The following is a 13170-nucleotide window of genomic DNA, read 5'->3' on the forward strand; positions in this document are numbered from 1 at the left end:
ATGACTCAAAATCAAATACATTCATCTCAGCCTCTACTTGAGGTCACTGACCTCACGCGTGAATTTCCTGCGGGCGAAGGAACAGTACAGATCCTCAAAGGCATTAATTTAAAAATTTATGCGGGTGAATTGGTCGCGATCGTCGGTCAGTCAGGTTCAGGCAAATCAACCCTAATGAACATTTTAGGATGTTTGGATAAGCCGAGCGCTGGAAGTTATCTGGTGAGTGGACGAGAAACACGTCAGCTCGAACCCGATGAACTGGCACAATTACGCCGAGAATATTTTGGTTTTATTTTCCAACGCTATCATTTGCTAGGAGATCTTAGCGCTTCAGGAAATGTAGAAGTTCCAGCCATTTATGCAGGTGTGGAAAGTCATTTACGTCAGCAACGATCTGCTGAATTATTATCCGAGCTTGGGCTTGAAGAACGCCTACATCATCGACCAAGCCAGCTTTCTGGCGGACAACAACAACGTGTTTCGATTGCTCGCGCCTTGATGAACGGCGGCGATGTGATCTTGGCAGATGAGCCAACAGGTGCATTGGATAAAAACAGTGGCGTTGAGGTGATGCGTATTTTACGTGAACTCAATGCCAAAGGTCATACTATTATTCTGGTGACCCATGATATGAATGTCGCTAAAAATGCGACACGAATTATTGAAATCAGTGATGGTAATATTATTTCAGATCGCGCCAATACGCCTGAAAATACCGATCCTGATTTAGAACATCATCCCTTACAACGCAATCCGCAAAAGAAAACCTCTGCTTGGCGATCTTTCTTTGATCGTTTAGGTGAAGCATTCCGTATGGCATTGCTTGCAATGAATGCCCATCGCATGCGTACGTTTTTGACTATGCTCGGCATTATCATCGGGATTGCATCCGTGGTATCTGTTGTAGCGTTGGGTAATGGTTCGCAAAAACAAATTCTAGAAAATATTAGCAGTCTCGGTACCAACACTATCACCGTTTATCAAGGACGAGGTTTTGGTGATACCTCCAGAGCTTCTCAAGTTAAAACCCTTGTCCCTGCCGATGCAGATGCACTCGCGGAGCAACCCTATGTCGATGGCGTCAGTCCATCGGCCAATACCAGTGTGACTTTACGTTTCAAAGATACCGAAGCATCGGCAACGGTCAATGGTGTCAGCGAAGACTTTTTCTATGTTCGAGGAATGACTTTTAAATCAGGTCAGCCTTTTGACAAAGATGGCGTCACCCAACGTGCGCAGGATGTGGTGATTGATACCAATACTGAGAAAACCTTTTTTGCGGATGGGACCAATCCCGTCGGTCAAGTGATTCTTCTGGGCAGTGTACCGAGTCGAATTATTGGTGTGATTGATGCTCAGCAAGGTTTCATGGGCAATTCTGACAGCTTGAATGTCTATCTCCCCTACTCGACAGTTATGAGTCGCATGTTAGGTCAATCCAACGTTCGCAGCATCATCGTGCGAATTAAAGATGAATACCCAAGCAGCGCAGCTGAAAATGCCATCCTGACACTGCTTGAACAGCGTCATGGTGCACAAGACGTATTTACTCAGAACTCAGACAGTATCCGTGAAACCATCCAGCAAACCACAGCAACCATGACTTTGTTGATTTCAGCCATTGCCGTGATTTCATTGGTGGTGGGTGGTATTGGCGTCATGAATATCATGCTGGTTTCTGTGACTGAGCGTACTCAAGAAATCGGGGTACGTATGGCGGTCGGTGCTCGACAAAGCGATATTTTGCAACAATTCCTGATCGAAGCCATTCTGGTCTGCTTGTTGGGTGGCGTACTTGGAGTACTGCTCTCTTTGGGCATTGGACAAATCATTGGGCATTTCGCCAAAGGCATTATTGAAATGAGTTACTCGACCACGTCAATCGTCGCAGCCTTTGTCTGTTCAAGTCTCATTGGTATTGTTTTTGGCTTCTTACCAGCACGAAATGCCGCCCAACTCGATCCTGTTGCCGCTTTAGCGAGAGAATAATAGCGAAAAAATCTATCCCAGAAATATGATACACGTGAACGTCATCCGCAACCTGCGTGGTATCAACAGAATACTGTTTCTGCGATAGATTAAGATAATTGAAAAAATATGACAGGTTTTGCGGATGACTATGCCTTTGCTTACTTTGGGCGAAACCAAAGTAAGTCTAGCTGAAAGCTTATCCTAAAGTTGGATGAGAACTCGGTAAGACACCGTTACAGCCTTATTAAGGATACAAAAATGAAGAAGCTTAGCCTTGCTTTATGCTTGAGTACAACACTTGTAGGTTGTACCGCTATCGTCAAAACACCTTATAACGCACCCGCTGTACAAGTACCACAACAGTTCCAATACGATGCACAAAAAAATCAAAATGTGAATCTGACCGATCAATGGTGGACACTGTTTAATGATGCTCAACTCAACCAACTGGTTGATCAGGTTTTGGCTAAAAACAGTGATCTTATCGTTGCAGGCATCACCTTAAAACAAGCCCGTTTACAAGCTGGATTGGCAGAAAATAGACAAGGACTGCGTACCAGTTCCAGTGTATCTACAGGCCATAACTATGACCTGCGCTCAGGTGATGGCAGTGATCGCGGCCTATCAACCAGTTTGGGTGTGAGCTATGAGTTAGATTTATTTGGAAAATTGGCAAATCAAACTGAAGCCAGTCGTTGGGAGGCGCAAGCTAGTGAACAAGACTTACAGGCTACGGCGCAAAGTCTGGTCGCAACAACAGCAAAACTCTACTGGCAACTTGGCTATCTGAATGAACGCTATCAAACGGTTCAACAAAACTTAGCTTCCACGCAGAAAATCTACACTTTGGTGCAATCGCAATACAAAGCAGGTGCGGTATCAGGTCTGGATTTGACCCAAGCGGAACAATCGGTACAAAGCCAAAAAGCCAGCCTCAGCCAAATTGAACAACAACGTGTAGAAGCACGTACAGCGATTGCGGTACTGCTGCATCAGCCTGTACAACAACTGAATATACAAGAGCCAGTGCAATTACCACGCAATGCTTTGCCTAATATCGGGGTAGGTTTGCCTGCGGAAATCTTATCTCGTCGTCCAGATTTGCAAGCCTCGGAATTACGTTTACGTAAAACTCTTGCCAATAAAGATGCGACCAAAGCGAGTTATTATCCATCGATCAATTTGACAGGCAACTTAGGTGCTTCGAGTACCTCATTGACTCAACTTCTACAAAATCCAGCGCTAACCTTGGGTGCAAGTTTAAGCCTACCCTTCCTTCAATATAATGATATGAAGAAAGATATTGCCATTAGTGATCTTGAATATGAAAAAGCCATTACTCAATATCGTCAAGGTCTATATCAAGCCTTTGCCGATGTCGAAAATGCTTTATCCAATCGAATGCAGTTAAATCAACAAGTTCAACTTCAACAACGAAATGTAGAACTTGCAGAAAAAACTGAACATTTAACGGAAGTACGATATCGCAATGGTGCAATTGCCTTGAAAAACTTACTCGATGCTCAAGCAACCACCCGTAACGCACGACTCAGTTTGGTTGAAACCAAGCAAAATCAATACAATGCCTATGTCACTTTGATGCAAGCACTAGGTGGAAGCCCGATCAAACAATAGTCTATCTAGGCTATTGTTTTAATTCTGCTTGATCATTTACATTGGTATGAATCAACTGAGAGGATTTCACTTTATCATGGGCATCAAATACAACCTCATATGAGAGTTTTTGACCATTAAAGTAGATCTCTGTAGGTGAACCAATAATTTCCCATAGACCAATCGTGGCGATATCCGCAGTGGTATGCCACATTGTGCGGCTGATTCGTGCTGCTTTTGAATAACCCTGTTGAAAGGTATAAATTTCTTTTCGTTCACCATTGAGGGTTTCTGATACCACAGGAGCACCTAGTTCAGAAATCACGTGATTACGATGTTTTCCAACTTCTAAAACGGTCAAGTTCTTTTTATGCGGTTGATTACTTGCCATAACCGCGGCACAACCTTGTAGCGAAAGTAGCATCGCTAAGCCCAATACAATTACAATTTTCTTCACGTTATGACGACCTTCCCCGAAGCGTTAAAAAATAATATGTTTATCGATACTCTATTTAAAATTTTCGATTAAACAAAAAACCAGCATTAATTATCATATAAAGTATGGGGTGACAAATGATTAATTATACTTATTGATATATATTTTCAATAGATTCCTAATTGTTGAATTAAATATAAAATCAAACCGTATGAAATGATTTTGTTCATAGCTTTTGTGTTGACCTAAATATTGCTGTTTTATATGCTGATCTAAATATAATTACATAAGATAAAAAATCTAATTGACTATAATTTATTTTCAGTTCACTTATGTTATATGACTACCGAATTTAAATTACTTACGATATGTTAACTTACAAGCAAGCCCTTATACTCGCAGAAACATGGTGCCGCGTTCTTTGCGGAGATGGAGTACAAATTATTATCGATAAGGTTATGAAGAAACCATACGGTTGGATTTTCTTCTACCAGAATACTTCATTTTTGGCATCTGATGACTACCACCACGCTTTGGCTAGTAACGCACCAATTATTATTGATAGAGTTAATGGTGAGATTAGAGTCACAGGTACTAGCAAACCATTGAGTGAGTATCTCGCGGATTATGAGGCGACGATCCCAAAGGCACGACTAGAGTTGAGTTTGCCAAATGAGCCTTAATTTTACAAACAACATCCTAGAAGTCTAATGCCAACCCATAAGCATTGTTGCGTTTTATGACAAGGAGTTGCTACGCGTCAGTTCAACGAAGCTTCGGATTTGTTAGAGTTTAAAGCCTCACTATTTAAAAAACAAAGCCGCTATCAAAGCGGCTTTATCATATGATTTAGATCAATCTAATTATTCATCATCCATCATTGATTGGCTCATACCTACAGTATTAAAACCACCATCAACATACATGATTTCACCTGTAATGCCCGAAGCCCACGGTGAACAAAGGAATAATGCAGCATTACCCACTTCCTCAATGGTCACATTACGTTTTAAAGGTGCAATCTTTTCATTCGCATCAAGCATTTTACGGAAAGATTTAATACCAGACGCCGCCAAAGTACGGATTGGGCCCGCAGAAATTGCATTCACACGAATACCATCAGCACCCAAGCTAGATGCTAAATAACGAACACCTGCTTCTAAAGATGCTTTCGCCATACCCATCACGTTGTAGTTTGGCATCACACGCTCAGAACCTTGATAAGTCAAGGTCAATAAGCAACCTTGACGCGCTTGTAATAATGGCTTTGCTGCACGAGCCATCGCAACAAAGCTATAAGCACTAATGTCATGCGCGATTTTAAAACCGTCACGGTCTGTCACGTCGGTAAAATCACCATCTAATGTATGTGCTGGTGCGAAACCAATTGAATGCACTACACCATCCAAACCATCCCAATGTTTTGCTAACTCAATAAAGGTGTTGTCAATTTCTGCGTCAACAGCAACATCACAAGGGAAAACCAAGTCTGAACCAAATTGTGCGGCAAAATCATCGACACGTTTTTTCAGCTTATCATTTGGATAAGTAAACGCCAGCTCTGCACCTTCACGATGTAAAGCTGCCGCAATGCCATAAGCAATCGACAACTTACTTGCAACACCTGCGATTAAAAAACGCTTACCAGTTAAAAGTCCTTGTGACATCTTATTCTCACTCGAAAAATTTTCACCCATAATGCCAATATTCAGCATTTTCCGAAATTGCATAATGCATCTTTTTTACAATCTTGCATAAAAAAACGCCCTCAATTGAAGGCGTTTGGTGTTTTTACTGACTTAATACAGGCTCATTACTTTTGGATCAGGCTCAATAAACGCATAAATGAGTAATACATCCAGACCAAAGTGGCTAACAATGCAATACCACACACCCATTCAAATGTTTTAGGTGCGCCCTGCGCCGTGGCACGTTCAATCAAATCAAAATCCAAGATCAGGTTCAACGATGCAATCACCGCGACAAAAGCCGCAAAACCGATGCCTAACCAATTACTTTCGAACAGATAAGGAATGCTAGAACCCAATGCCAAACTTAAAAAGATCTGCACCACAAAAACCAAAGCAATCGCAATCGAAGCTGAAATCACAACTGCTTTAAACTTCTCAGTTGCACGAATCACTTGGAACTTATACAAGGCAAATAATACCAATGTAGTGACAAAGGTCGCCAGTAATGCTTGTAATGGTACACCTGGAAATTTCACTTGGAAAATAAAAGAAACACCACCTAAAAATGCGCCTTCAAATAAAGCAAAGGGAATCGCCAATACAGGTGCAGTATTCGGTTTAAAAGTTGTGAGCAATCCAAGAATAAGGCTGCCAACAATCCCTACGATGGTTGCGGCATAAGCAATTGAAAAATTAGCAGTGAAGGCACAATATAAAAATAGTCCGATACCAAGTATCGCTGCGATCACAGTTAATAGGACTGATTTCTGAATAGCCCCTTGGATCGTCATCGGCTCGGCCAAATCGCTATAGGTTTCAACTCGGGTTAAAATAGGATTATCGCTTTGCATGTCTGCTCTCTTTTTATAGTTCACGAAAATAAAATCTGAGTTTAAGCGATTTTAGCATCGCCCCCAAATATTTTTTACGTTCGATAAAAAAAGAGGCTTTCGCCCCTTTATTTAAATTCTTCGAGAAAGCTTATTTATTCATAATAAAAAAGTATTCACGATAATATTTCAATTCTGCAATCGAATCACGAATATCATCCATCGCTAAATGCGAGGCATTTTTCTTTAGACCGCTCATAATTTCAGGTCTCCAGCGTTTAGCCAGTTCTTTCACTGAAGATACATCCAGATTACGATAATGGAAAAATTGTTCCAACTCTGGCATTAAACGGTGTAGGAAACGGCGATCTTGGCAAATTGAGTTGCCACACATCGGTGAAGTCTTTGCATTGACCCATTTCATTAAAAATTCTAAGGTTTGCTGTTCCGCATCTTCAGCAGTCAGTTTACTGCGACGCACACGTTCAATCAGCCCCGATTGACCATGTTGTTTGGTATTCCACTCATCCATTGCGTTGAGCAAGCGATCTGATTGATGGATCGCTAACACTGGGCCTTCAGCCAAAATATTTAAATGATCATCTGTAATAATTGTTGCAATTTCAATAATCTGGTCATTATCCGTATCTAAACCCGTCATTTCGAGGTCAATCCAGATTAATCGTGTATCAGGGGTGCTGCTCATGGATAATATTTCTAATAGGTGTGAAAAACATCAATAGTAGCAAATTAATGCGAACTTGACTGTAACTCTCTCATCACTTCATGCTATTTTTGCGGTCTTATACATGTGGATTTTTGGGATATGAATGGCTTTAATTCGTAAGCGTCGTTTAACTGACCAGCAGCAACGTCGTATTGAAAAACAACACAAATCGCGTCAAGACGACATTGATACGTCGCAAGACCTTGATGGGTTGGTTGTTCAACATTATGGTCGTCAACTCGAAGTACAAGCTTTATCTGTGCCTGAACAGCACCCAGAATCCCCACAAGTGAACACAGGTGAGCCTGCACCATTTTGGAAATCGATTGAACTGGATAGTGTGTGGCGCTGCCATACTCGCACCAACCTCGAATTATTGGTCACAGGTGATCGCGTAAAGTGGCAAGCGGATCCCAATACGGGACTCGGTATTATCACGGCGATCTATCCAAGACAGTCATTATTGACACGTCCAGATCGTTATCACAAAGTAAAACCCGTTGCTGCCAATATCAGCTTGATTGTCATTGTATTTTCACCGCTACCAGAACCCGCGCCAACACTGATTGATCGCTATCTGGTGGCTTGTGCCGATGCCAATATTCCCGCCTTATTGGTGCTAAACAAATCCGATTTACTCAAAGAAAATGATCCGATTCTGACCCTGTTAAGTGAATATGAGACGTTGGGCTATGAAACGCTTATCTGCCACTCATACGGTGATTTATCTGCGCTTTCAGCTCGCATAGACAATGAAACGGTCGCTTTCGTTGGGCAGTCAGGTGTCGGCAAAAGCTCACTGATTAATACCATCGTTCCTGACGCTGCGCAAAAAACCAATATTATTTCTGAAAACTCTGCGCTGGGGCAACATACCACCACTTCAACCCGTTTGATTAAATTTGGAACAAACGGCGCATTGATTGATTCACCGGGAATTCGTGAGTTTGGACTGTGGCATTTAAGCTTAGAAAAAGTACGTACAGGATTTCCTGACATTGAGGCACATTTAGGGCTTTGCCAGTTCCGTAATTGCACCCATACCCATGAGAAAAATTGTGCTTTGAAACAAGCAGTTGTTGCGGGTGAGATTCTACCGCGTCGTTTAGATAGCTACTTACGACTGTTGGATGAGATTCAAGAAGCACAGCAAAAAAATTAGCATAAATTCAAATGAGCCCTTGAACTAAAGTTTTTGATCACCATACAGATAAGTTATACTCAGTGGCAGTTTTGATTTTAACTTTAGGTGACTTGTGGAACGTTGGTTTGAGTTTATGGGGAATCACCCCTTCTTATTTGGTACGCTTGCGGTACTCATCGTATTGTTCTTTGTTTTAGAAGGACAACGCAATGGTCGTAAAATTTCACCACAATCTCTCGGTATTTTGGTCAAAGCGAAAAATGCGATCTTGATCGACTTACGTGATGCGAAAGATTTCCGTGAAGGCCACATCAGTGGTAGCCGTAACATTTCATATAGCCAGATCACAAGCCACCTTGATGAACTCAAAGCAAGTGACCGCCCATTGGTTTTTATATGTAACTTAGGACAAGTGGCCGGCACTGCATTGCAAAAAGTGGGTCATGCTGACAGCTACCGCTTAGACGGTGGCATTAGCAACTGGAAAGCTCAGGGCTTACCTTTAGTCAAAAGTAAAACCAAAGCTTAAGGAGAGATGAAATGACAACCAATGTCACTATTTATTCAACGCTTTCTTGCCCATATTGCGTACGCGCCAAACAATTGCTTGAGCGCAAAGGTGTTGCTTATAAAGAAATTAATCTTTCTAATGAAGCACCTGAGGTTCGTATTGAATTAATGCAACGTACCAATCACCGTACAGTGCCTCAAATTTTTATCAACGACCAGTTTATTGGCGGTTTTGATCAACTTTATGCCTTAGAGCGTGAAGGAAAACTCGATCCATTATTGGCTTAATTAACAACAGTTCCATAATTTAAGGAAAAACGATGAGCGAAGAACAAGTTCAACCACAACTCGCGTTAGAACGTATTTACACAAAAGATATTTCATTTGAAGTTCCTGGTGCACACGTCTTCACCAAACAATGGCAACCAGAACTGAATATCAACTTATCTTCTGCCGCAGAAAAAATTGATCCAACACACTATGAAGTGTCTTTAAAAGTTGTGGTTCAAGCAAATAACGAAAATGAAACTGCGTTCATCGTTGATATTACTCAATCAGGTATCTTCTTGATTGATGGTGTAGAAGAAGATCGTCTTCCATATATCTTAGGTGCTTACTGCCCAAATATCCTATTCCCGTTCTTACGTGAATCAGTGAATGATTTAGTGACAAAAGGTAGCTTCCCACAATTGCTACTTACGCCAATCAACTTTGATGCTGAGTTTGAAGCGAATATGCAACGCCTACAAACTGAAGGTGCTGCACAAGGTCAAGCATAATCGTTATAACGATTGCTTCGATATAAAAAAGGACTGATTTTTCAGTCCTTTTTTATATCTAAATATTTAACAAACAATCGTTCTAAACGTTAAATTAATCCGAGCTTTATCCACTTTCTTTGTGGGTGGTAAACGATGCCACCAATAACTTTGCGTGGTATCTTTCATCACCAGCAAACTGCCATGCTCTAAATACAATTCTACTTTTTCCTTAGTCTGCTTATGTTTAAAAGCGAACTTTCTTTCCGCACCAAAACTCAATGATGCGATCGCACCTTCTTTTTTAAGATCTGTTTCCGCATCGCTGTGCCATGCCATTCCCTCTTCACCTGTATGGTAAAGATTGAGTAGACAAGAATTGAATGTTTCACCTGTTAATTGTTCAACTAATGCTTTTAGTTCAATCAGCTCAGATGTCCAAGGCAAAGCGTATTTGTTGATGTTTGAATAGGTGTATTCAAATGCGCGATCGCCATACCACGCTACTTTTCTTTTGGTGGTGATCTGCCGACCAAAAATGATGGCCTGATCATTTTGCCATGCGATGTTGTGCATCAGCTTCTCAAAATAATCATCCGCACTCAAACCTTCAACGACTTTGCCATAATACTGTACCGTGCCATCATAAGGTAAATGGTTATGATTGGGATCAGCTTCGATATCAAATAGTTGCATGTGTTTGCACTCCCTCCCAACCAATCATTGCCATTTTTCGGGTTGCTCCCCATTCATAGCCACCAAACGCTCCAGTGGACTGAATCACCCGATGACAAGGAATCAAAAAAGCCACAGGATTATTGCCGATTGCGGTACCCACTGCACGCGCTGCTTTGGGATGCTCAATGGCTTGGGCCAGTTCGCCATAAGTGGAAAGTTGCCCCATTGGGATCTTGAGCAAACTTTGCCAAACTTTCAATTGAAAGTCTGTGCCTTTCAAATGCAATTTAATATCAGCCAATCGACGCTGATCTTTTTGAAAAAGAACTAAAGCACTTTGTTGAAACTGGTCAGCTTGTTGTTTAAAAATGGCTTGGGGAAATTGAGATTTTAATTGTTCTAGCGCATCGGCTTGATGTTGCACAAAGGTGAGCGCACAAATCCCTTTATGCGTTGAGGCGATCAGCACCTCGCCAAAAAGTGTCTCTGCAAACTGATAATGGATGCTTAGGTTCTGCCCACCATGTTTATATTCGGCAGGTGTCATACCTTCGATTTGAATAAAAAGATCATGCAACCGGCTGGTGCTGGAAAGCCCTGTTGCAAAGGTTGCATCAAAGATACTGCCCTGTTGCTTTAAAATATTTTTAGCATATTCCACACTGATATATTGCAGAAACTTTTTCGGGCTGGTCCCCACCCATTCACTGAATAAACGCTGAAAATGGGCTGGGCTTAGATGAATATGAGCCGCGACCTCATCAAGTTGCGGCTGTTGCTGGAAGTTTTGCTGTATATAGGCAATCGCTTGAGCAATACGATCATAATTCCGTTGCTGTTGCATCTGTCTGCCCTCTTGTTGCTATTTCTCCACATTAACAAGCTTGCAGTCAGAAGAAAATCCGAAAGATGCTATTCATGCATATCCATACTCCCTTATGATGTCATACACCAACACCGCTACAGAAAAACAAGAGAGAATAATAATGCCCTTTACACCATTACACTTAGGCGTTGGTGCTTGCTGTAAAGCGGTAGCACAACAGCGTTTTAGCTTTATGATTTTTGGTGGCACACAGATCTTAATGGATATAGAGCCTTTACTTGGTCTAATTTATGGCTGGCAATATCTACACATCTACACATCTACACACACAACCTATTAGGCGCAACCCTGATTGGAGGCATTGCATTACTCATCGGCAAACCGATAAGCCAATGGATATTAAGAGCTATTCTAAAATACAGAGATTGGAAAATTTCGTGGAAAACAGCAGCAATGAGTGCATATATCGGTAGTTTTAGTCATATTTTATTAGATGCTTTCATGCATCACGATGTTTATTTCTTTTATCCGTGGATTTTGAAGAATCCATTACTCCATCTTATTCCCTATTCTCTTATTTTTTATAGCTGTATTTTCACTGCGATTTTTGGGGGTATATCTTGGCTTTATCTTTCTAAATACAAAAAATAAGAGGGCGTAAAATACACCCTCCTATATTTATTTATAAACGGCGACGTAATGCGTCAGCAATCGATTCAACCAATTGCTGCGAAATTTCCTGTTTAGAGGCTTTCTCTAATTCACGTTTTTTCATGTGGTAAGACTGGGCAAAGAATACCGTCATGGCATTTTCATCAGAAGCAAAACCAATATCAGGACGAGAGACGTCATTACACGCAATCATATCCAACTTCTTCGCAACCAATTTACCCGCAGCGTATTCTTCAACATTTTGCGTTTCAGCGGCAAAGCCGACCATAAATGGACGTTCCTGTTGCTGTGCGATAGTCGCCACAATATCTGGATTTTTCACTAAGGCAACCGCAAGTTCATCGCCTGCTTTTTTAATTTTATGTTCTGCCACTTGCGCCACGCGATAATCAGCAACCGCAGCGGTGGCGATAAAAATGTCACAACCGTCTGCCAGTTGATTCATGCTGACATCTAACATTTGCATGGCAGAACTGACATTTATTCGTTGCACACCATTGGGGGTATCTAAACTCACAGGACCTGCGACCAAGGTGACTTTCGCACCTGCTGCATAGCAAGCGGCTGCGAGCGCAAAGCCCATTTTACCTGTGCTATGGTTTGAAATATAACGGACAGGATCAATTGCTTCGCGGGTAGGACCTGCTGTAATCGTGACGCGCTTACCCGCCAATAAACCAAATTTCTCTGCGATCGCACGCTGTGCTTTATGAAAGTAAGCTGCAACTTGACGGGCTAGATCTTCAGGCTCAGGCATACGCCCCAAACCCACATCACCACAGGCTTGCTCACCCGCATCAGGCATAATCACATGCACGCCATCTTCAACCAAGGTTTGCAAATTACGCTGTGTTGCTTTTGCAGCCCACATTTGTTGATTCATGGCTGGTGCAACCCAAACAGGTGCTTTGGTCGCTAAATACAAGGTACTGAGCAGATCATCGGCCAAGCCATTGGCAAACTTAGCAATACTGTCACAGCTTGCGGGTGCAACTAAAATCAAATCAGCCCAACGCGCCAACTCGATATGTCCCATACCGGCTTCGGCCTCTGGATTTAACAATTCAGTATGGACTGGATTTCCAGAAAGTGCTTGAAAGGTCAAAGGCGTAATAAAAGCTTGTGCGCCATGTGTCATGACCACGCGGACATCAAAACCAAAGTCTTTTAAACGACGTACTAAAATGGCACTTTTATAGGCTGCAATGCCACCCGTGACCGCTAATATAATGTTTTTGTGGGGAATAACACTTAGATCGAAGCTCACAAACAGGATACCTTACTGTTGCAGTGGCGCTCACAATAGCATT

At 41.8% G+C, this 13170-nt stretch carries 15 protein-coding genes; 8 read left to right on the forward strand and 7 right to left on the reverse strand.

Annotated elements, in window-relative coordinates:
* Both J2Y37_RS11265 and J2Y37_RS11270 read left to right on the forward strand, forming a co-directional pair.
* The gene (locus J2Y37_RS11265; protein ID WP_349032866.1) at window positions 1–1992 is read left to right on the forward strand and encodes a MacB family efflux pump subunit; all 1992 of its coding nucleotides are present in this window, start codon (window positions 1–3) and stop codon (window positions 1990–1992) included.
* Between the two features lie 240 nt (window positions 1993–2232).
* A complete protein-coding gene (locus tag J2Y37_RS11270) occupies window positions 2233–3609 on the forward strand; it encodes an efflux transporter outer membrane subunit (protein WP_349032867.1) in 1377 nt (458 codons plus the stop codon).
* Window positions 3610–3619: 10 nt separating this feature from the next.
* Here J2Y37_RS11270 and J2Y37_RS11275 read toward each other — a convergent pair whose 3' ends face one another.
* Complete coding sequence (locus J2Y37_RS11275; protein WP_349032868.1) at window positions 3620–4045, reverse strand: hypothetical protein; 426 nt, start codon at window positions 4043–4045, stop codon at window positions 3620–3622.
* Between the two features lie 347 nt (window positions 4046–4392).
* Here J2Y37_RS11275 and J2Y37_RS11280 point away from each other — a divergent pair, with 347 nt between their 5' ends.
* Window positions 4393–4707, forward strand: coding sequence for a YrhB domain-containing protein (locus J2Y37_RS11280; protein ID WP_349032869.1), 315 nt, complete (start codon window positions 4393–4395; stop codon window positions 4705–4707).
* 180 nt (window positions 4708–4887) lie between these two features.
* Here J2Y37_RS11280 and J2Y37_RS11285 read toward each other — a convergent pair whose 3' ends face one another.
* The 3 genes from J2Y37_RS11285 to orn form a co-directional block, all read right to left on the reverse strand.
* Window positions 4888–5691 carry an enoyl-ACP reductase gene (locus J2Y37_RS11285; RefSeq protein ID WP_034595711.1) on the reverse strand — a complete coding sequence of 268 codons (804 nt, stop codon included), beginning with the start codon at window positions 5689–5691 and terminating at the stop codon, window positions 4888–4890.
* Between the two features lie 146 nt (window positions 5692–5837).
* A complete protein-coding gene (locus tag J2Y37_RS11290; protein ID WP_349032870.1) occupies window positions 5838–6566 on the reverse strand; it encodes a Bax inhibitor-1/YccA family protein in 729 nt (242 codons plus the stop codon).
* Between the two features lie 130 nt (window positions 6567–6696).
* Window positions 6697–7251: an oligoribonuclease gene (gene orn, locus J2Y37_RS11295; protein WP_004672669.1), complete on the reverse strand. Its 555-nt coding sequence runs from the start codon at window positions 7249–7251 to the stop codon at window positions 6697–6699.
* A gap of 124 nt (window positions 7252–7375) precedes the next feature.
* On the opposite strand from orn, the gene rsgA reads away from it, so the two are divergent.
* From rsgA to secB, 4 genes are all read left to right on the forward strand, one after another.
* A complete protein-coding gene (rsgA, locus tag J2Y37_RS11300) occupies window positions 7376–8434 on the forward strand; it encodes a ribosome small subunit-dependent GTPase A (protein ID WP_349032871.1) in 1059 nt (352 codons plus the stop codon).
* 94 nt (window positions 8435–8528) lie between these two features.
* Window positions 8529–8945 carry a rhodanese-like domain-containing protein gene (locus J2Y37_RS11305; protein ID WP_004672665.1) on the forward strand — a complete coding sequence of 139 codons (417 nt, stop codon included), beginning with the start codon at window positions 8529–8531 and terminating at the stop codon, window positions 8943–8945.
* A gap of 11 nt (window positions 8946–8956) precedes the next feature.
* Window positions 8957–9214: a glutaredoxin 3 gene (gene grxC, locus J2Y37_RS11310; protein ID WP_004672664.1), complete on the forward strand. Its 258-nt coding sequence runs from the start codon at window positions 8957–8959 to the stop codon at window positions 9212–9214.
* 32 nt (window positions 9215–9246) lie between these two features.
* Window positions 9247–9705: a protein-export chaperone SecB gene (gene secB / locus J2Y37_RS11315; RefSeq protein WP_004672663.1), complete on the forward strand. Its 459-nt coding sequence runs from the start codon at window positions 9247–9249 to the stop codon at window positions 9703–9705.
* 66 nt (window positions 9706–9771) lie between these two features.
* Here secB and J2Y37_RS11320 read toward each other — a convergent pair whose 3' ends face one another.
* On the reverse strand, window positions 9772–10380 hold the full coding sequence (locus J2Y37_RS11320; protein WP_349032872.1) for an alpha-ketoglutarate-dependent dioxygenase AlkB: 609 nt from the start codon (window positions 10378–10380) through the stop codon (window positions 9772–9774).
* Window positions 10367–11206: a methylated-DNA--[protein]-cysteine S-methyltransferase gene (locus J2Y37_RS11325; RefSeq protein WP_349032873.1), complete on the reverse strand. Its 840-nt coding sequence runs from the start codon at window positions 11204–11206 to the stop codon at window positions 10367–10369. Before J2Y37_RS11325 ends, J2Y37_RS11320 begins: the two co-directional genes overlap by 14 nt.
* Window positions 11207–11348: 142 nt before the next feature.
* On the opposite strand from J2Y37_RS11325, the gene J2Y37_RS11330 reads away from it, so the two are divergent.
* Window positions 11349–11528, forward strand: a complete 180-nt coding sequence (locus J2Y37_RS11330; protein WP_349032874.1) for a hypothetical protein — start codon at window positions 11349–11351, stop codon at window positions 11526–11528.
* Window positions 11529–11870: 342 nt separating this feature from the next.
* Here J2Y37_RS11330 and coaBC read toward each other — a convergent pair whose 3' ends face one another.
* Complete coding sequence (gene coaBC, locus J2Y37_RS11335) at window positions 11871–13127, reverse strand: bifunctional phosphopantothenoylcysteine decarboxylase/phosphopantothenate--cysteine ligase CoaBC (RefSeq protein ID WP_004672659.1); 1257 nt, start codon at window positions 13125–13127, stop codon at window positions 11871–11873.
* Window positions 13128–13170: the final 43 nt, after the last annotated feature.

The organism is Acinetobacter sp. 3657, assembly GCF_031456775.1.
Taxonomy (GTDB): Bacteria; Pseudomonadota; Gammaproteobacteria; order Pseudomonadales; family Moraxellaceae; genus Acinetobacter.